The organism is Shewanella carassii (assembly GCF_002777975.1).
GTDB classification, from domain to species: Bacteria; Pseudomonadota; Gammaproteobacteria; order Enterobacterales; family Shewanellaceae; genus Shewanella; species Shewanella carassii.
The window spans coordinates 1-19046 of record NZ_NGVS01000009.1 but is presented as its reverse complement, the minus strand read 5'-3'; the positions used below and the strand labels follow the sequence as shown (position 1 = coordinate 19046).

Annotated in this window: 16 protein-coding genes and 2 pseudogenes; 15 read left to right on the top strand and 3 right to left on the bottom strand. The window is 53.6% G+C overall.

Annotation, left to right across the window (positions count from 1 at the left end; translation table 11 throughout):
- The first annotated feature begins 99 nt into the window (after positions 1-99).
- The 12 genes from leuS (at position 100) to CBE72_RS07025 (ending at position 13518) form a co-directional block, all read left to right on the top strand.
- Entirely contained in the window at positions 100-2679 is a 2580-nt protein-coding gene (gene leuS / locus CBE72_RS07080; RefSeq protein ID WP_100142938.1) for a leucine--tRNA ligase, read from the top strand.
- A gap of 17 nt (positions 2680-2696) precedes the next feature.
- Positions 2697-3206, top strand: coding sequence for an LPS-assembly lipoprotein LptE (locus tag CBE72_RS07075; RefSeq protein ID WP_025011678.1), 510 nt, complete (start codon positions 2697-2699; stop codon positions 3204-3206).
- Positions 3206-4237: a DNA polymerase III subunit delta gene (gene holA, locus CBE72_RS07070; RefSeq protein WP_039034321.1), complete on the top strand. Its 1032-nt coding sequence runs from the start codon at positions 3206-3208 to the stop codon at positions 4235-4237. Before CBE72_RS07075 ends, holA begins: the two co-directional genes overlap by 1 nt.
- 9 nt (positions 4238-4246) lie before the next feature.
- Positions 4247-4939 (top strand): nicotinate-nucleotide adenylyltransferase, encoded by a 693-nt coding sequence (nadD, locus tag CBE72_RS07065; RefSeq protein WP_100142937.1) that lies wholly within the window; start codon positions 4247-4249, stop codon positions 4937-4939.
- 91 nt (positions 4940-5030) lie between these two features.
- On the top strand, positions 5031-5360 hold the full coding sequence (rsfS, locus tag CBE72_RS07060) for a ribosome silencing factor (RefSeq protein ID WP_025011675.1): 330 nt from the start codon (positions 5031-5033) through the stop codon (positions 5358-5360).
- Positions 5360-5830: a 23S rRNA (pseudouridine(1915)-N(3))-methyltransferase RlmH gene (rlmH, locus tag CBE72_RS07055; RefSeq protein WP_039034324.1), complete on the top strand. Its 471-nt coding sequence runs from the start codon at positions 5360-5362 to the stop codon at positions 5828-5830. The genes rsfS and rlmH overlap by 1 nt, the downstream gene beginning before the upstream one ends.
- An 87-nt stretch (positions 5831-5917) precedes the next feature.
- Positions 5918-7762 (top strand): penicillin-binding protein 2, encoded by a 1845-nt coding sequence (gene mrdA, locus CBE72_RS07050; RefSeq protein WP_373289296.1) that lies wholly within the window; start codon positions 5918-5920, stop codon positions 7760-7762.
- On the top strand, positions 7746-8849 hold the full coding sequence (gene rodA, locus CBE72_RS07045; RefSeq protein WP_100142935.1) for a rod shape-determining protein RodA: 1104 nt from the start codon (positions 7746-7748) through the stop codon (positions 8847-8849). The genes mrdA and rodA overlap by 17 nt, the downstream gene beginning before the upstream one ends.
- 11 nt (positions 8850-8860) lie before the next feature.
- A complete protein-coding gene (mltB, locus tag CBE72_RS07040; protein WP_100142934.1) occupies positions 8861-9856 on the top strand; it encodes a lytic murein transglycosylase B in 996 nt (331 codons plus the stop codon).
- Positions 9843-10634 carry a septal ring lytic transglycosylase RlpA family protein gene (locus CBE72_RS07035; protein ID WP_100142933.1) on the top strand — a complete coding sequence of 264 codons (792 nt, stop codon included), beginning with the start codon at positions 9843-9845 and terminating at the stop codon, positions 10632-10634. The genes mltB and CBE72_RS07035 overlap by 14 nt, the downstream gene beginning before the upstream one ends.
- Positions 10635-10762: 128 nt before the next feature.
- Entirely contained in the window at positions 10763-11944 is a 1182-nt protein-coding gene (locus tag CBE72_RS07030) for a serine hydrolase (RefSeq protein WP_100142932.1), read from the top strand.
- A 272-nt stretch (positions 11945-12216) separates the two neighbouring features.
- Complete coding sequence (locus CBE72_RS07025; protein WP_039034330.1) at positions 12217-13518, top strand: DEAD/DEAH box helicase; 1302 nt, start codon at positions 12217-12219, stop codon at positions 13516-13518.
- A 170-nt stretch (positions 13519-13688) separates the two neighbouring features.
- Here CBE72_RS07025 and CBE72_RS07020 read toward each other — a convergent pair whose 3' ends face one another.
- On the bottom strand, positions 13689-14246 hold the full coding sequence (locus CBE72_RS07020) for a DJ-1/PfpI family protein (RefSeq protein WP_028781593.1): 558 nt from the start codon (positions 14244-14246) through the stop codon (positions 13689-13691).
- A gap of 295 nt (positions 14247-14541) precedes the next feature.
- On the opposite strand from CBE72_RS07020, the gene CBE72_RS07015 reads away from it, so the two are divergent.
- On the top strand, positions 14542-15174 hold the full coding sequence (locus CBE72_RS07015; RefSeq protein ID WP_100142931.1) for a DUF2913 family protein: 633 nt from the start codon (positions 14542-14544) through the stop codon (positions 15172-15174).
- Between the two features lie 1119 nt (positions 15175-16293).
- Here CBE72_RS07015 and CBE72_RS07010 read toward each other — a convergent pair.
- Positions 16294-16971, bottom strand: coding sequence for a hypothetical protein (locus tag CBE72_RS07010; protein ID WP_100142930.1), 678 nt, complete (start codon positions 16969-16971; stop codon positions 16294-16296).
- Positions 16972-17014: 43 nt separating this feature from the next.
- Between CBE72_RS07010 and CBE72_RS07005 the strand changes: the two are divergent.
- Positions 17015-17179, top strand: a pseudogene (locus CBE72_RS07005) (IS110 family transposase); the annotation flags it as partial.
- A 305-nt stretch (positions 17180-17484) separates the two neighbouring features.
- Positions 17485-18242, top strand: a pseudogene (locus tag CBE72_RS07000) (IS3 family transposase); the annotation flags it as partial.
- A 203-nt stretch (positions 18243-18445) separates the two neighbouring features.
- On the opposite strand, the gene CBE72_RS06995 reads toward CBE72_RS07000, so the two are convergent.
- Positions 18446-19046: transposase (locus CBE72_RS06995; RefSeq protein ID WP_478009835.1), on the bottom strand; the 601-nt coding region annotated here is incomplete at its 5' end.

Here is a 19046-nt window from a genome sequence, read left to right as displayed (position 1 = left end):
CCTTTCTTAATGACTCACTTCTGGTTTATTCTATGCAGATCTAAACGGCGCAGTATAGCGCGCATGTCAAAATAATGGGCGGCATTGCCGAAAAACCTGATGCAAGAGCAATATAATCCCTCAGAAATCGAAGCCAAAGTGCAAACGCACTGGGCAGAAAAGAAAACTTTTGAAGTCACCGAAGATCCGAGTAAAGAGAAGTTCTACTGCCTCTCTATGTTCCCCTATCCTTCAGGTCGGCTGCATATGGGACACGTGCGTAACTACACCATAGGTGACGTAGTTTCCCGTTTCCAGCGTCTGCAGGGTAAAAATGTGCTTCAGCCCATCGGCTGGGATGCCTTCGGTCTACCGGCAGAAAATGCCGCGATCAAGAACGCCACTGCGCCGGCGCCTTGGACCTATGAAAACATAGATTACATGAAGAACCAGCTGAAAATGCTGGGTTTTGGCTACGACTGGAGCCGTGAAATTGCCACCTGTACCCCGGAATACTATCGCTGGGAACAGTGGTTCTTCACCAAACTGTATGAAAAAGGCTTGGTGTACAAGAAGACCTCTTCGGTCAACTGGTGCCCCAATGACCAGACAGTACTGGCCAACGAGCAGGTTATCGATGGTTGCTGCTGGCGCTGCGACACTGTGGTGGAGCAAAAAGAGATCCCTCAGTGGTTTATCAAGATCACTCAGTACGCCGAAGAGCTGCTGAACGATATCGATACCCTCGAAGGTTGGCCTGAGCAGGTCAAGACCATGCAGCGTAACTGGATTGGTCGCTCCGAAGGGGTCGAGATGACCTTCAAGGTGGCCGGTTCTGACGATAGCTTCGACATCTACACCACACGTCCGGATACCGTGATGGGCGTGACCTATGTGGCCATTGCCGCCGGTCACCCGCTGGCCGAGAAAGCCGCCGCCAACAACCCGGCGCTGGCAGCCTTTGTTGAAGAGTGCAAGCAGAGCACCGCCTCCGAGGCCGAGCTGGCCACTATGGAGAAGAAAGGTGTCGATACCGGCCTCAAGGCAATCCACCCGCTGACAGGTGAAGAAGTCCCGGTTTGGGCCGCCAACTTTGTCCTGATGAACTATGGTACCGGCGCCGTAATGTCGGTTCCCGGCCACGACCAGCGTGACTATGAGTTCGCCACCAAGTATGGCCTGGCTATCAAAGGTGTGATTAAGCCTGCCGATGGCGAGCTGGATATCTCTGAAGCCGCTTACACTGAAAAAGGCATACTGTTCAACTCAGGTGAGTTCGATGGTCTGGACTTTGAAGCCGCCTTCAACGCCATCGCCGACAAGCTGAGTGCCGAAGGCAAAGGCAAGCGCCAGGTTAATTTCCGCCTGCGCGACTGGGGCGTCAGCCGCCAGCGCTACTGGGGCGCACCTATCCCTATGGTGACTCTGGAAGACGGCACTGTGATGCCTACGCCTGAAGAACAACTGCCGGTCATTCTGCCGGAAGATGTGGTCATGGATGGGGTCCAGAGCCCAATCAAGGCCGACAAAGAGTGGGCCAAGACCACAGTCAACGGCCAAAATGCCCTGCGCGAAACCGACACCTTCGACACCTTTATGGAGTCCAGCTGGTACTATGCCCGCTACTGCTCGCCCAAGGCAGATCAGATGCTGGATCCAGCCAAGGCTGACTACTGGCTGCCGGTAGATCAATACATAGGCGGTATCGAACACGCCTGTATGCACCTGTTGTACTTCCGTTTCTTCCACAAACTGTTGCGTGATGCCGGTTTGGTTAACTCCAATGAGCCTGCCAAGCGTCTGTTGACTCAAGGCATGGTACTGGCCGATGCCTTCTACTACAGCAACGAGAAAGGCGCCCGCGTTTGGGTATCGCCATTGGAAGTGACCGTGGTTGAGAAAGACGACAAGGGTCGGATCCTCAAGGCGGTGGACAGCGAAGGCCATGAGCTGACTTACACCGGCATGAGCAAGATGTCCAAGTCGAAGAACAACGGCATCGACCCGCAAGTGATGGTAGAGAAGTACGGCGCCGATACTGTGCGACTGTTCATGATGTTTGCTGCACCACCGGAGCTGACACTGGAATGGCAGGAGTCAGGCGTGGAAGGTGCCCACCGCTTTATCAAGCGTCTGTGGAAACTGGCCCACGACCATATATCCAAGGGCGCGGCTCCAGCGCTGGATATAACGGCACTGACCGGAGAGCAAAAAACGCTGCGCCGCGAACTGCATAAGACCATCGCCAAGGTGACCGATGATATCGGCCGCCGTCAGATGTTCAACACCGCCATTGCTGCTGTGATGGAACTGATGAATGCGCTGCAAAAGGCTCCACAGGAAACCGAGCAGGACAGAGCCCTGATGGCCGAAGCCCTGTCGGCCATTGTGCGTCTCTTGTACCCCATCACCCCGCACCTGAGCTTCAACCTGTGGCAGGAGCTGGGCATGGAAGGCGATATCGAGTCAGCCAGCTGGCCTGAAACCGACGAATCCGCACTGGTCGAAGACAGCAAGCTTATCGTGGTGCAGGTCAACGGTAAGCTCAGAGCCAAGATCACTGTGGCGGCCGATGCTGCCAAGGAAGAGGTCGAAGCCCTGGGTCTGGCCGATGAACAGGTGATGAAGCACACCGAAGGCAAGACCATCCGCAAGGTGATCTATGTTCCCGGCAAACTGCTGAACATAGTCGCCAACTGAGAAAAAACAGGACATCCATGCTGAAACTATCTTTAAGCGTGAAGCAGTTGATGTTCGCCCTGCTGGCACTGGTTGTTATGACCAGTGCCGGTTGCGGCTTTCAACTCCAGGGAAGTTATTCCATTCCGCCCGAGCTCAGCAAGCTGAGCCTGGAGAGCAGCGACAAATACAGCGAGCTGAGCCGCCTGGTGCGTGAACGTCTGCGTCTCAACAATGTCGGCATAGAGGAACCCGCCAAGGGCATTCCCCGGCTGGTGCTGCTGAGCGACACTCTGGAGCGTTCAACCTTGTCGCTCTACCCCACAGGCAACGTCGCCGAATATGAACTCATCTACCATGTGCGTTTTGCCGTGTCTCTGCCGGGCAAGGAAGCACAGCCTTTCGATGTGGAAATCCGCCGCGATTATCTCGACGACCCCCGCACCGCCTTGGCCAAGAGCCGCGAGATGGAGTTGCTGGTCAAAGAGATGCGCATTCAGGCCGCCGATAACATCATCCAGACTCTGGCCGCCATTGAGGTGAACTGATGCGGGTCTATCCGGATCAGTTACACCGGCAGTTATCGCCGCTGAAATCCTGCTATCTGCTGCTGGGCGACGATCCCTATCTGCTGGACAGCAGCAAGCGGCAAATCCTGGCTGCCGCCCGCAGCCAAGGCTTTGAAGAAAGGTTGCAACTGACTCAGGAAGCCAACTTCAACTGGCAGGATCTCGCCAACGAATGGCACGCCATGAGCCTGTTTGCCAGTCGCAGGATCATAGAACTCAACCTGCCCCAGGCCAAGCCGGGCGCCGATGGCGGCGCCATGCTGCAAAGCCTTATCGCCGAACAAAACCCGGATATTTTGCTTATCATCGACGGCCCCAAGCTTGGCCGCGATCAGCAAAACAGCAAGTGGTTCAAGGCCCTGGACAGTCAAGGTCTTTATGTTCCTTGCGCTACCCCCGAAGGGGCTCAGTTCCAGCGCTGGCTCGACGGCCGTATTCAATACTATCGGCTCAATCTCAAAAACGATGCCAGAGCCATGCTGTATGCCCTCTACGAAGGCAATCTGCTGGCGGCCGATCAGGCGATGCAACTGCTGCAACTGCTGGCCGGTGCCCGTCCTGTGGACAGCGAAGAGCTGAGCCGCTACTTCGAAGATCAATCCCGCTTCAGCGTGTTCCAATTGACCGATGCCCTGCTGGCCAATCAGCAGGATAAGGCCCAGCATATCCTCGCCCAGCTCAAGGCCGAAGAAACCGCCATGCCCATTATCCATTGGGCGCTGCAAAAGGAGCTGACCTTGCTGCTGACGCTGCAATCGGCCCGCAGTCAGGGCGAGAGCCTCAATAGCCTATTCGGCAAGCATAGAATTTGGGACAAGCGCAAGCCGCTCTATCAGGGCGCCCTCACCCGGCTGAGCCTGGAAGCCATAGAGTCCATGCTGGCTATCGCCTCCAAACTGGAGCTGGCACTGAAACAGCAAGGCCAGGAAAACTGGACCGGCCTATCCCATCTGTGTTTGCTGTTCGATCCCAAGGCGGCGCGCCACCTTGGCCATATTGAGTTCGACTGAGGAGACAGGATGCGTATCGGGCTGATGGGCGGAACTTTCGACCCTGTTCATTATGGTCACCTCAAACCCGCGGCCGAAGTCAAAGCCCGGCTAGAGCTGGATAAGCTCTGGTTGCTGCCGAACCATATTCCGCCGCACAAGGCCAAGGCCACCGCCAGCAGCGAGCAGCGCCTGGCCATGCTTAAACTGGCCTGCGACGAGTTCCCCGATATGGACATTTGCGATATCGAGCTCAAGCGCAATGCCCCCTCCTACAGTGTCGCGACGCTGGAAGCGCTGCAGCAGGCTTTCCCTGGCGCCGAATTTCAATTCATCATGGGTACAGATTCCTTGCTGTCGCTGCCGAGCTGGCATCAATGGCAGCGGCTGTTTTCCCTGTGTAACCTGGTGGTTTGCCAGCGCCCGGACTGGCACCTGCCAAAGGACGCCGAAATCCAAACCGAACTGGCCCAAAGAGGCTGCTCGGTCGCCCAAGCCTTGGCGGCAAGAGCCTGTGACGATGCAAACGGCAATGACAGTAAGCATGACATTGAAAATGCGCAATACGGCAAAATCATCAGCCTCACGGTCGAGCCGCAGCCCTTCTCCTCCACGGCCATTCGCCGCGCCATCGCCGCCGGTGACATTAATGCCTGCCGCGCCACCATGCCCAAAGCCGTGCTCGAATATATAGTTGCAAACCGTCTCTATCTTGGCGGTTAACTGCGGTGGGTGGGCGATAAATGCTATGGGACTTGCCCGCCAGCGCTGATATACTACTGCGCTTGATCAAAAACATGAGAGGATCTTCAGCGTGCAAGGCACAGAACTGAAACAATTTGTTGTCGACAAGGTCGATGATCTCAAGGCACGGGACATAGTGGTGCTGGATGTCAGCAAAAAGTCCAACGTGACCGACTTTATGGTTATCTGCTCAGGCACATCCAAGACCCATGTTCGCGCCATTGCTGAAAATGTGGTTGCCGAAGCCAAACAAGCCGGTATGCAACCTCAGGGCGTAGAAGGCCGCGACAGCAGCGACTGGGTTCTGGTGGATCTAGGTGATGTGATTCTGCATGTGATGCAGGAGCAAACCCGCGAACATTACCAGTTGGAAAAACTCTGGTCTGACGCCAACGCCTGATGAAACTGCAACTCGTCGCCGTAGGCACCAAAATGCCGGACTGGGTCAGCAAGGGTTTCGCCGAGTACCAGCGCCGCTTCCCCAGGGACATGGCGCTGGAGCTGGTTGAAATCCCCGCCGGTAAGCGGGGCAAGAATGCCGATATCGCCCGTATTCTGCAAAAAGAGGGCGAAGCCATGTTGGCCGCGATCCCCAAGGGCAACCATATCGTCACTCTGGATCTGCCGGGCAGGAACTGGACGACTCCGGAACTCGCCTCTGCCATGGAGAAATGGCAACTCGATGGCCGGGATGTCAGCCTGCTGATAGGCGGCCCGGAAGGCCTGGCTCCCGCCTGTAAACAGGCCGCCAGCCAAAGCTGGTGTCTGTCGGCCCTGACCCTGCCCCACCCCTTGGTAAGAGTCGTGGTGGCCGAGAGTCTGTACCGGGCCTGGAGCATCAACAACAATCATCCCTACCACAGGGAATAAGGCACCCAAGAGCCACTTGCATTAGCTGACTTTGCATTAACTGTTTGAGCCGGAGAGAATCCATTGCCGCGTAGAAAGCGAATAACCATGCATGATCACGCCGCCGAGGCGGCACTGTTCAAACGCCGGGCGCTGTTTACCTTTGTCTGCGTGGTCGCTTTGCTTAGCCTGTTGCTCGGCAACCTCTACTATCTGCAGGTGGTCTCTTTCAAAGACTACGAAACCCGCTCCAATGATAACCGTATCCGAGTGGTGCCGCTGGCGCCCAGCCGCGGCCTGATCTATGACCGCAACGGCAAGCTGCTGGCAGAAAACCTGCCCTTCTACACTCTGGAGGTGATCCCAGAGAAGGTGAAGAATATGCAGCAGACGCTGGATGAACTCTCTACCGTTATCGACCTCAGTCAGGATGAGCGCGACAGCTTCACCGAGTCACTGAAATATCACCGCCGCTTCAAGCCCTTACCGCTTAAGACCCGGCTGACGGAAGACGAAGTAGCCCTGTTCAGCGTCAATCAACACAGGTTTGATGGTTTCTATATCGATGCCGGTCTCAAACGTCACTATCCCTACAGCAGCCTGCTGACCCATGTGCTCGGCTATGTCGGTAAAATCAACTCCAGGGACAGAGACGCGCTGGAACGCTCAGGTGACTGGAAAAACTATGCAGCCACCAAGGACATAGGCAAACAGGGGATAGAAAAGTTCTATGAGAGCCTACTCCACGGCGTACCCGGACATCTGGAGGAAGAGGTCAACAACCTAGGGCGCAGTGTCCGCACTCTCAAGGTGACCCAGCCAGAGCCAGGACAGGATATCTACCTGACACTGGATCTGCAGCTGCAGCAAAAGGCCACCGAACTCTTGAATGGCCGCCGCGGCTCAATCGTGGCGATAGACCCAAGAGACGGCGGTATTCTGGCCATGGTCTCCAGCCCCAGCTATGACCCAAACCAGTTTGTGCACGGGATCAGTTCCAAGGCTTACAGCGAACTGCTCAACAGCCGTTCTCGCCCCCTGATTAACCGCGCAACCCAAGGGCAATATGCTCCTGCCTCCACGGTCAAGCCGCATCTGGCGCTCCTGGGGCTGGAAGATCAAACCATTAGCGAGAAGACCCGCATCTGGGATCCCGGCTTCTGGCAGATCCCAGGGGTCGACCGTAAATATCGCGACTGGAAACGCTGGGGCCACGGCTGGGTGGATGTCTATGACTCCATAGTTCACTCCTGCGATACCTTCTACTACGACATGGCCTACAAGGTGGGCATCGACAAGATTTCCGGCTTTATGGATCAATTCGGCTTCGGTCAAAATACCGGGGTGGATATCTTCGAAGAGTCTGCCGGGGTAATGCCATCGAGGGATTGGAAACGCCTCAAGTACAACCAACCCTGGTACATAGGCGACACCATCTCGGTCGGGATTGGTCAGGGTTACTGGACCACCACGCCGTTGCAGTTGGCCAATGCCACGGCCATTTTGGCCAACCGCGGCAAGCGTTTTACCCCGCACCTGCTCAAGGCCATCAAGGACAACACCGCCCGCATCGAGACGCCGGTGGATGAAAGACCGCCGATAGTGCTGAAAAATGCCCACAACTGGGAGGTCATCAACGAGGCGATGCGCCGCACCGCGCAGAAGAGTCGCTTCACCGATGCCAGTTATACCGCGGCGATGAAGACAGGTACCGCCCAGGTATTCAGCGTTGCCGAAGATGAGAAATATGATGCGGATTCCATAGACGAGCATCTGCGTGACAATGCGCTGGTTATCGCCTATGCCCCCTATGAGGATCCGAAAATTGTACTGGCCGTGGTACTGGAAAACGCCGGTTGGGGTGGCGCCAACGCCGGACCGGTTGCCCGGGCCATGCTGGACGAATATCTGCTACGGGATACCTGGGAGTTGAAACATGAGCCACAGCCGTAAACCCAATTTCTGGCAGCGGATACATATCGATCTGCCGCTGCTGCTCGGCATCCTGGGCCTAATGGGCTTTGGCCTGTTCGTCATCTATTCTGCCAGCGGCGAAGACCTGGCCATGATGGAGCGTCAGCTATTCCGTATGGGGCTGTCCCTTGGGCTGATGCTGTTTATCGCCCAGATTAACCCCGAGGTGTTTCGCCGCTGGGCTCTGCCCATCTATCTTGCCGGGGTCGCGCTGCTGCTGGGAGTGCATTTCTTCGGTGAGATCAATAAGGGCGCCCAACGCTGGCTCAACTTGGGCTTTATGGAGTTTCAGCCATCTGAACTGATGAAACTGGCCTTCCCGATCACCATGGCCTGGTTTATCTCCAAGTTTCCCTTGCCGCCGAAGAAGCGTTATCTGGCCGGCGCCGGGGTGATTTTGTTGATCCCCACCCTGCTTATCGCCAAACAACCGGATCTCGGTACCTCTATTCTGGTGGCGGCCTCGGGGATCTTTGTACTGTTTCTCTCCGGCATGAGCTGGGCCATTGTCGGTGGTTTTATCGCCGCTGTGTTGGCGCTGCTGCCGATTCTGTGGTTCTTTTTGATGCACGACTACCAGCGCAACCGGGTGATGACCCTGCTGGATCCCGAGGCCGATCCACTCGGTACCGGTTACCACATCATTCAGTCCAAGATTGCCATAGGTTCAGGCGGACTCTGGGGCAAGGGCTGGCTCGATGGCACTCAATCGCAACTGGAGTTTTTGCCGGAGCGCCACACCGACTTTATCTTCGCCGTGATCGGCGAGGAGTTTGGCCTTATCGGCAGTCTGCTACTGTTGGCGCTTTATCTCTATGTGATCGGCCGCGGCCTGGTGATCGCCTCTAGGGCCCAAACCAGCTTTGCTCGCTTGCTGGCCGGCTCGCTGACCCTCACCTTCTTCGTCTATGTGTTTGTAAATATCGGTATGGTATCCGGTATTTTACCCGTGGTGGGAGTCCCGCTGCCGCTGATAAGTTATGGCGGCACCTCTATGCTGACATTGATGGCGGCTTTTGGCATTCTAATGAGCATTCACACCCATAGACGCTTCATCGACAGATAGGAACGCCTTAGATGCCGACATTCAAAAAGCTGCTTATCCCTATTGGCTTGCTGCTGAGTCTCAACCTCAGCGCCTGTGCCACCGCCGAGGTGCCCGCTTCCGAACAGCTCAAGCAGGATTTTATCAAACAGCAACAGAGCCAAGGCTTTAGCCAGGAGGAAGTGGAAAGCTTCCTCGCCTCGGCCCAAAAAAACCAGGCGGTATTGGACGCCATCTCCAGCCCTTGGGAGGCCAAACCCTGGCATCAGTACTACCCCATTTTTCTGACCGAAAAGCGCCTCGAAGCCGGGCTGAGTTTCTGGCAACAGCACGAACAGACCATAGCGCGCGCCGCCAAGACCTATGGCGTGGATCCGCAAATCATAGTCGCCATTATCGGTATTGAAACCTTCTACGGCGGTTATATGGGCAAGTACCCGGTAATCGATGCCCTCTATACCTTAGGGTTCTACTACCCGCCACGGGCGACTTTCTTTCGCGGCGAGTTTGCCAAGCTGATGACGCTGCTTAAAGAGGAGCAGCTCGATAAGGAAACGCTCCTGGGCTCCTATGCCGGCGCCATGGGCTATGGCCAGTTTATTCCCTCAAGCTATCTGGCCTACGCCGTCGACTTTAATGGTGACGGCAAGCGGGATCTGCTGGGCAGTGTCGACGATGCCATAGGCTCAGTAGCCAACTATTTTCACCGTCACGGCTGGAAAGCTGGTGAGCCGGTGGCGCTGGAACTGAGCACCACGGCCACGCCCAAGGCCAAGGTCTGGAAGGGAGAAAAGCTCAATTACCAAGTGGCCGATATCCTCTCCCCCGAGGTGGCACTGAAGGAAAATCGGGATCTGGATGCCAGCCAAAAAGCGCTGCTTATCGAGCTGGAACAAGCCGATGCCAAAGAGTATTGGCTGGGGCTGAACAACTTCTATGTGATCACCCGTTACAATCGCAGCCCGCTGTATGCCATGGCGGTTTATCAATTCAGTGAACAACTCAAAGCCCACCATGACAAGACTTAAACTATTGCTGCCACTGACCGCCTCGATTCTGCTGGCCGCCTGTGCCGGCAACTCGGGCCGTTACGCCATGAAAGATGATAGGCCTCCGGCCGATGCCCCGGATGTCTCCAAGGTGGAAGATGCCCATCCCAGGTTCGAGCCCTACAGCAAGCAGGGCAACAGGGATTACCAAGTCAGAGGCAAATCCTACCAGGTGATGCCGTCCGGCAGAGGCTACAAGGCCGAAGGGCTGGCTTCTTGGTATGGCGCCAAATTTCACGGCCATCTGACCTCCAACGGTGAAACCTATGACATGTACTCCATGTCCGCGGCGCACAAGACATTGCCTCTGCCCAGCTATGTCAGGGTCACCAACTTGGCCAACAACAAGAGCGTGGTGGTCAGAGTCAATGACCGTGGTCCCTTCCACCCCGACCGAGTGATAGATCTGTCCTACGCCGCGGCTTACCGGCTGGATATGCTGAAGACAGGCACCGCCAAGGTGAGGCTGGAAGTCCTGTTTGAAGACAGTGAAGAGAGCCAGACCATGGCCGAGCTTCGCAGCGACAATCTGCACTATGTACAGGTGATGGCATCTGGCTCGCGCGAGCGTCTGCTTGAGTTGGCTTCAGAGCTTGAAAGCAAGTACCAGGTCAAGAGCCGAATTACCGATGCCAAGCCGGTATATCGGCTGCAACTCGGGCCGGTCAGCCATGAGGGTATTGCCGCCAAATTGCTGGAAAAACTGAAACAGGACGGCTTCCCGGGCAGCTATATGGTGACTGAACCAAAAACATAAGTGTTCAAAATTCCACCATCTTTTTAACTAATTAAGGAACCTTAACTGAAATATCGGGTCGACTAATGTTATACTCGCTGCGAATTTCAGCATATTTTCCGACTCCAACCAGAAGACGTATTCAGGTAATGATGAATTTTGTAAAAAGTCCCGCGAAAGCCTTTCTGTTGCTCGCCTGCGCCTCAGTTTCCGCCGCACAGGCCAACAATGCCCCGATAGTCGTCCCAGATGCACCAGATGTTGCCGCCAAGGCCTATGTCTTGATGGATTACAACTCAGGGCGCTTACTGGCGGAAAATAACGCCTACGAAAGCCTCAACCCTGCCAGCCTGACCAAAATGATGACCAGCTATGTCATAGGTCAGGAGATCAAGGCGGGTAATCTCTCCCCCGATGACGATGTCACTGTCAGCAAGAACGCCTGGTCGAAGAACTTCCCCGATTCCTCCAAGATGTTTATCGAAGTCGGCAAGACGGTCAAAGTCTCGGATCTGAACCGGGGTATCATCATCCAATCCGGTAACGATGCCTGTGTCGCCATGGCCGAACACATTGCAGGAACCGAAGGCGCCTTCGTCGATCTGATGAACTCCTGGGCCAAGCAGCTGGGCATGCGTGACAGCTACTTTGAAAACTCCCACGGTCTGGACTCAAACAACCATAAGTCCACCGCCTATGATATGGCGCTGCTGGGTGCGGCCCTCATCCGTGATGTACCCAACGAATACGATATCTACAAGGAAAAATCTTTTACCTACAACGGTATCAAACAGTACAACCGTAACGGCCTCTTGTGGGATAACAGCCTCAATGTCGACGGCATCAAGACAGGCCACACCTCGGGTGCCGGCTATAACCTGGTATCCTCGGCCACCAAAGACGGCATGCGCCTGATTGCCGTAGTCATGGGCACCAAGAGTGAAGCCGCCCGTAAGGCCGAGAGCAAGAAACTGCTCAACTATGGTTTCCGTTTCTTTGAAACCATCACCCCTTACAAGGCCGGTGACAGCTTTGTCACCCAGAAGATCTGGTATGGCGACCGTGACACAGTGGACTTAGGTGTAACCACTGACACTCCTGTGACCATCAACCGGGGCCAGGCTAAAAACCTGCAAGCCAACTTCGAACTGACCAAAGAGCTGACCGCACCGCTGGCCAAGGGTGAAGTCGTCGGCCGGGTATACTTCCAACTCGACGGTAAAGACATTGCTCAGTTCCCACTGGTGACATTGGAAGAAGTCAATGAAGGCAGCTGGTTCAGCAAGCTGATGGACTACTTCAAGCAGATGTTTGCCGGCTGGTTCAACTAAGCCGATAAATAGTGAGAGAATGCCGCCTGCGGGCGGCATTCTTGTATCTGCCCAAAACAGTGATATCCGCAATGCCTAAGGTCATTTATCCTTGCAGCGCAAGAATAAAGCAGAAATGAGCGGGCCTTGATGGATTTTTTTGCTATACTCCGCGCCCGCCCGGGTTATCCCGGCACTTGGCGTTTACTCAGGCCTGAGCTTCCGGCATTTGGGCCGCCGACACCCGAAACAGCTAAGACACACGCCAAGCGGTTGAATACAGGAATATCGAGATGAAGTTTGAATCTTACAGTTTTGCCCCCGAAATACTCCGTGCGCTCAAAGAGTGCGGTTATGAGAGCATGACACCGATTCAGAGACAGGCCATCCCTGCGGTTCGCCGCGGTCAGGACGTACTGGCCAGCGCCCAGACGGGCACAGGCAAGACAGCCGCCTTTGTGCTGCCTATTTTGCAGCGCCTGCAGGATAACCCGCTCGAACTCAAACCCGGCAATATCCGGGCCCTGATCCTGGCACCGACCCGTGAGCTGGTATCCCAGGTTGCGGATAATGCCCGCCAATACGGCAAATACTTGCAGTTGTCGGTGGCCACCCTGTTTGGCGGCGTCAAGTCAGCATCTCAGGTCAACAAGCTCAAACAAGGCGCCGACATAGTGGTAGCCACTCCGGGGCGTTTACTGGAACAACTACTGGCCGGTAACCTGAGCCTGGGCTCGCTGGAAGTGCTGGTGCTGGATGAAGCCGACCGTATGCTGGATATGGGCTTTATCAACGATATCAACAAAATACTTCAGAGCGCCGCCAAGCAGCGGCAAAATCTGATGTTCTCGGCCACCTTCTCTGGCGCGGTAAGGCGCCTGGCCGATGAGATAATGAACAAGCCCAAGGTCATCACGGCCGACCGCCAGAACACCACAGCGGTGACCGTCAGCCAGGTGGTCTACCCGGTAGAGCAGCGCCGCAAGCGTGAACTCCTATCTGAGCTTATCGGGCGCAAGAACTGGCAGCAGGTGCTGGTGTTTACCGCCACCCGTGAAGATGCGGATCATCTGGTCAAGGAGCTGAATCTCGACGGTATCGCCAGTGCCGTGGTACACAGTGAAAAAGCCCAGGGCAGCCGTCGCCGGGCGCTCAGAGAATTCAAGGAAGGCAAGGTACGAGTGTTGGTATCCACCGAAGTGGCCGCCCGCGGCCTGGATATTCCGGATCTCGAGTATGTGGTCAATTACGATCTGCCCTTCCTGGCTGAGGACTATGTGCACCGTATTGGTCGCACCGGCCGCGCCGGCAAGACGGGGGTCGCCATCTCTTTTGTCAGCCGCGAAGAAGAGCGCACTCTGGCCGACATCGAAAAACTGATCGGCCAAAAACTCAAGCGCATCATGATGCCAGGCTATGAAGTGAGTAATCGCGATCTCCTGCTCAAGCAACTGCAAAAGCGCCGCAGCTTCGCCAAGAAAAAGCCGGGTGCCAGCAGCGCCTCGGAGCAGGTCGCAGCGGAAAAGAGCATGTCCGGCCGCAGAGTTAAGGTTAAAGTCGGCTCCAGCGGCATCAAGCCCAAGAAGCTCAAGTGAGCCACCCCGCTTGACGGGCTTTTGCTCCTATGTTGAACCACTAAAAAGCCGCGCACTGCGCGGCTTTTGGCTAATTGGGTTTTAGCTGGACTTTCTACCGGCTGGAAACACTTGCATTCTCGGCGGCAAAGCTTGCTCCCCTAAGGGATAAGCGCTTTTGTTTACCGAATTCAAAGCAAGGCGTGGAACTGCGCCAACCACTGAGGATGAGCAGGCCAAGCCGGCGCTGTAACCAACTTGCCGTCAGTAATCGCTTCTGTCACCTCGATATCGGCATATTCACCACCGGCTTGGCGCACTTCTGGGGCACAGGCGGGATAAGCCGACACCTTCTTGCCCTGCACCACTCCAGCGGCGGTCAGCAGTTGCGCCCCATGACAGACGGCGGCAATCGGCTTATCCGCCTTGGCAAAGGCCCGCACCAGCTCAAGCACTTCATCATAGAGACGCAGATACTCGGGTGCTCGGCCGCCGGGGATCAGCAGCGCATCAAAGTCATCGGCACTTATCTGCTCAAAGTCACCGTTGAGAACGAAATTGTGCCCAGGTTTTTCACTGTAGGTTTGATCGCCTTCAAAATCATGAATAGCCGTCCTGACAGTATCACCGGCCTCTTTTTCAGGGCACACGGCGGTCACCTTATGGCCCACCATCTGCAGCGCCTGAAACGGCACCATGATTTCATAGTCTTCCACATAATCACCGGCAAGGATCAATACGTTAGCCATTGTCTTCTCCTGTTATTCCATCGACTCACCATCAGACTCATCTTAACCAAGCCCATAGAGGCAGAGGTAACATCCGACTACTACCTCACCTTGTTCATTAAACAACCCAGTTGCCCGGCAGACAAGAGATATCCTTGAGATTGAAAAATTTACAGTAAGATAGCTGCGAAGACAGATCGGATAACTGTCTTACTGATAACCATTGTGGTGGTTTTTCTTTGTCTACCTGATATTGATAACTGCAGCTTAGGGTATACTCAGCGCCCCATCCATATCTCTTATACGCGGAAATACAATGACAGAACAAAGCTACAATCAGGCCTTGCTGGCATTAACCCAAGCCGGCCTCGCTGCTTTGGCAGAACGTAACCATGCCGCCGGCAGCATCAAGACCCCGGCAGCGGAAAGTCATTTCCTCTGCAACTGGATGGTGCAGTCACTAAAAGAGAAGCGTTTCTCAAAGTTAGTGGCAGAAGATCTCACTCGCTGGATAAGAGAGGGCCGAAGCCTGGGGGCCGGTGCCAAGTTACCCGAGGTGCTTCAACGTATCCATGCGCAGTATCTGCCAGCCATCAATAATGCCCCAGTGGGGCAATCGCTCCAGAACCTGATTGCCGAGCTCCAGGCCGAAGGCTGGCTCGTCATCCTCGACTGTGAAGTAAGCGGTAAACTCAAATTAGACAGCCAGGGGCAAAACAGCTTGGTGATCTCCACAGAGCAGTATCAGCAGCATCTGCTCGATGGCAAATTGATTAAACCCATCACCCTTTACATCCGCGCCGACGAGCAGTTGATTGCCCAGTTTGCTGTCAAACATGCGCTTCTATTCAGCCAGGGGGATAAGAAAGCCAGTTGCATCAAGCACCATAAGGCTTATCGACTCTATCCTGATAACCAACAGCCCGCATTGGCATTGCTCAAGGCTTAACTTTCAGCATCGGAAATGACCTTGGAAGTGGCACTGGCGAACACTCTCACCGCCTGAGCCATTTCCCGGTTTTTTCAGCCCCCGGCCAAGTTCGCTGAATTCACTTTATGTTCAATCATGGGGGAAAGGTCAAAGGGTTGCGGCTTTCGGCCGCTGACACGGCGGCTATCATAGCTTCCAGCTAAAAGTTCCTAAGTTAATATTGGCGAGCTTCCGGCCACGGTGTAGTCAATCACCTGCGGTGCGGATGGGCCGGAAGCCCGATAACGGCCCTTTCGCACAGGCGATCCTGTGACACGCTGCAAGTACGTCCTTGTAAGCTCTGCCTCGCCCCCCCTGGCTCGGAAGGTCACAGTTCCACCTGTGCCTGGAAAATAGGTGTATGTCTGCAAACTCTTCAGATATTCCAAGCTACTCAGCGCTAACAGAATTGCACCAATGCCCCCTTCGGAGCCGCCGCTGGCGTTGTTGCAAATTGGCGTAGCCGAGACAGGGACGTCGAGGCTCGAAGGTCGAGCAAGGCGAATGTTGCGAAGCAACAAGCTTATGAGCGCGAGCCAAGGAAGGCGAGCTGGCCGTTATGCATGGATGTATTTGGCGAGTCCTGAGTGTAGCCAATTTGTTTCATAAGCCAGCGGGGATTTCGGCTACGTCGGGGTGTCCTTGGGATGCAAGGGGCTTTGGACAAGCAAAGCCTCTTGCCCGGTGTGGTGTGGAACACCACGACTTTAGGCCGCTGGCACAGCGGCAATCATGGCTTTAAGCCAAAACTCACTAATGAACTTGATCCTAGCGGCTAGCTAAGTTGTAACTCATCACCTGCGGTGCACCTTTCGCACAGGCGATCCTGTGACTCGGCGTGAATACGTCCATGTAGCCTCGACGAAAACGTCCCTGTTTTCGACGGTCACAGTTACGCCTGTGCCTGGGAAATAGGCGTATGTCTGCTGACACTTCAGATATTTCAAGCTACTCAGCGCTAACACAGCTAATAATGGGTGTCTTTGTTGTGCTGGCTTTGTGGATTTTTAATGCTGGGTGTCCATTTTACCTCACGAGATGGCATCATGTGTGACCAAAACATCGCCCAAAATAAAGGATTGACGCCATAGTTGTTTGTTAAGAAGATGTAGCATGAGCGAGCAAGGCTTGGACAATTGGGGTCGCTATAGTCACTGAATTTGAAGCAACTCCTAACCAAGTAAACAACCTAGACTTAGATAAATTTTCAACAGTTTCTTTTTCTTGGTTACTCTTAATTATCTGAATTGCTTCAACAATCAACTCAACTGGAGTATTTTCTGGCAGCCCCATTTCAACCATTTGAGATTTACTTACATAAATATCAAAGCAAACTCTGACCTCTTCAAAGTCTACATTCCTAGCTTTGATATCATATGAATCCGGAGCGACAACACCAACATCACCTTTTTTGAATTTTACATTTTTTAAATCTAACGCCATGTTCTTCTCCACTTTTTTATCAGATGCACGAACAAAAAAACCTGTTTTACAATAGTTAACCTCCACCTTTTTAGCATTTACAGAATTTGAGCTCAGCATATCAACGGCTTTATCAAATCCTTGTAATGAAACGTTTTCTAAACTTAATTTACAGTTTTCTCCAAGCTTTAATGCGCTTGATTTGCCTCTAGGGCGGGAATACGGTGCCACAGGGATACTTATTACACGATATTTACACTCATAACTTTGCCTTAAACCCAACAACCCCGTTTGTAGTGGAGGAATTTTCAATACTTGGCGAATATAATTAACTACTATTTTAAGTTGGTACATACAACTCCATGAGGTAATGGAATCTGTTTGGACATAATGATTCCCTGTTTTCAAGGACACTTACGCTCGATTACTCGAAGCTGGAAAACCAAAGAAAGTGGCGATTATTGCTTGCGTTCGTAAGATGGTGGTCATCCTAAACTCTATGCTTCGAGATGGCATCATGTGGGACCAAAACATCGCCCAAAATAAAGGATTGACGCCATAGTCGTTTGTTATGTAAATTATCTAAACAGTTCATCGATACAAACATTTTTTAGATCATAGATACACATAGGGCTATTTACATTCTTGACTTTTGCTTGTTCAAAGTCATGCATATCGAATCTGAAGAACAGATTTCTCTGTTTGTCTGTACCAATTTTTACATGAAAGGACATTACATATTGAGTAATGTCTGTTTTTGACTTCAGAAGACGATTTGCAAACTGATACCCATTGACCTTTCCCCCGAATTTAAGACCATGACATTGATGAGATTTCCAATACACTAGAGCCAATGGAGATCTCAACATGAAGAAACGTTACACCGAAGAACAAATCATCAAGGCCATCAAACAGCATGAGGCAGGGGCAAAAGTCGATGACATTTGCCGTGAAATGGGCATATCCACGGGCACTTTCTATAACTGGCGCAGCAAGTATGCCGGGCTGGAAGTGAACGAAGCGAAGCGGCTGAGGGAGTTGGAAGCGGAGAACAACAAGCTCAAAAAGATGTTGGCCGACAAGATGCTGGAAGTCGAAGCAATGAAGGATGTGCTGTCAAAAAAGTGGTAACGCCAGCGGCCAAAAAGCCTGTTGTTCAACACCTGATTGAGGAATTCAGCCTAAGTGAGCGAGTAGCCTGTCAGCTGGCAGGGCTTAGCCGGACTGCATATCGCTATCAATCCAGGACAAAGTCAGACAATGGGCTCAGACAGCGACTGAAGGCGCTGGCGACGCAATATCCTCGCTATGGGTATCTGATGCTGCATGGTTTGCTCAGGGGGGAAGGCTGGGTCAAAAACCGCAAACGAACCCATCGGCTCTACACGGAGGAAGGCTTGCAGGTCAGGACGAAGAAGCGCAAGAAGCTAACCCGGCCAGGGCAGCCTATGGAGGTGCCAACAGCCCCCAATCAACGTTGGTCTATGGACTTTGTGTCAGACCAACTCAGCAATGGTCGTCGCTTTCGGGTACTGAATGTCGTGGATGATTATTCGCGGGAAATGGTTGGTCAATTAGTCTCTGTGGCCATTAGTGGTAGGCAGGTCGCCAGATTCTTGGACCAACAGAATATACAGGACATCCTAAACACTTTGCGAGCCATGAGGAAGCATATCATTCGGTCTCAATTGTTTATAAATGACGATGAAATATTGGAAGTAGACTCTCTAAGACGAGTAATCTGCATGCTTCATACAAAAACTACGATTGCCAGGCAGGCCAACGGCAGGCTTAAGCCTGTTGCTGCAATATCACCAACGGTTTAAGGTTAATGGGGATGTATTGCTTGGCTTTGTTGCTTACCCCGGCACCATTTACCGCCATATTTGGCCTTCATGGCACACATTGCATCCCATCGGCCACTCATGCCACTGTACTGACGGCGAAACTCCTTGGCGGAAGTTATCCAGGCATCGTCACTGATACCAAGCTCAAGCAGTAGTTTTGGCCTAAAACAGGCAATATAGCCACGCTTGTCTTCCCGCACCGCACGGCCTGTCCAATCAATTAACTCCAGATAGTCGGCAAAGTGAAATGGGATGCCGCTTTGTTCGGCGGCAGTGGCTGCACCATCAAATTGCAGCAGAGGCTTAAGTGAAGTGTTGGCAGTTGTAGGTTCAGCAACTTCCTCTATACGCTCCTGAATGGATGTGTAATCAGAAGTTTGCAGCGAATCTGCAATACCGGCGCGAATGGGATTTAAATCCACATACATCATGCAGGCCAGCAGCGCTTGTTCATCGAGCAACGCCTGCGACTTAAAACGTCCTTCCCAGAATACGCCCTTACAGCCATCTTCTCGATTGGCCTTGCGGGCGATATCTTCGTTTAAACAGCGCATAAACCAACTGATACTGCCAAGGCGTTCC

What these genes read in the sequence shown, in the direction of transcription:
- CBE72_RS07030 (WP_100142932.1), top strand. Translation starts at nt 10,763, where the DNA reads ATGATGAATTTTGTAAAAAGTCCCGCGAAAGCCTTTCTGTTGCTCGCC.
- CBE72_RS07015 (WP_100142931.1), top strand. Translation starts at nt 14,542, where the DNA reads ATGACAGAACAAAGCTACAATCAGGCCTTGCTGGCATTAACCCAAGCC.
- holA (WP_039034321.1), top strand. Translation starts at nt 3,206, where the DNA reads ATGCGGGTCTATCCGGATCAGTTACACCGGCAGTTATCGCCGCTGAAA.
- rodA (WP_100142935.1), top strand. Translation starts at nt 7,746, where the DNA reads ATGAGCCACAGCCGTAAACCCAATTTCTGGCAGCGGATACATATCGAT.
- CBE72_RS07020 (WP_028781593.1), bottom strand. Translation starts at nt 14,246, where the DNA reads ATGGCTAACGTATTGATCCTTGCCGGTGATTATGTGGAAGACTATGAA.
- CBE72_RS07035 (WP_100142933.1), top strand. Translation starts at nt 9,843, where the DNA reads ATGACAAGACTTAAACTATTGCTGCCACTGACCGCCTCGATTCTGCTG.
- leuS (WP_100142938.1), top strand. Translation starts at nt 100, where the DNA reads ATGCAAGAGCAATATAATCCCTCAGAAATCGAAGCCAAAGTGCAAACG.
- nadD (WP_100142937.1), top strand. Translation starts at nt 4,247, where the DNA reads ATGCGTATCGGGCTGATGGGCGGAACTTTCGACCCTGTTCATTATGGT.
- mrdA (WP_373289296.1), top strand. Translation starts at nt 5,918, where the DNA reads ATGCATGATCACGCCGCCGAGGCGGCACTGTTCAAACGCCGGGCGCTG.
- CBE72_RS07025 (WP_039034330.1), top strand. Translation starts at nt 12,217, where the DNA reads ATGAAGTTTGAATCTTACAGTTTTGCCCCCGAAATACTCCGTGCGCTC.
- rlmH (WP_039034324.1), top strand. Translation starts at nt 5,360, where the DNA reads ATGAAACTGCAACTCGTCGCCGTAGGCACCAAAATGCCGGACTGGGTC.
- CBE72_RS07010 (WP_100142930.1), bottom strand. Translation starts at nt 16,971, where the DNA reads ATGTACCAACTTAAAATAGTAGTTAATTATATTCGCCAAGTATTGAAA.
- CBE72_RS07075 (WP_025011678.1), top strand. Translation starts at nt 2,697, where the DNA reads ATGCTGAAACTATCTTTAAGCGTGAAGCAGTTGATGTTCGCCCTGCTG.
- mltB (WP_100142934.1), top strand. Translation starts at nt 8,861, where the DNA reads ATGCCGACATTCAAAAAGCTGCTTATCCCTATTGGCTTGCTGCTGAGT.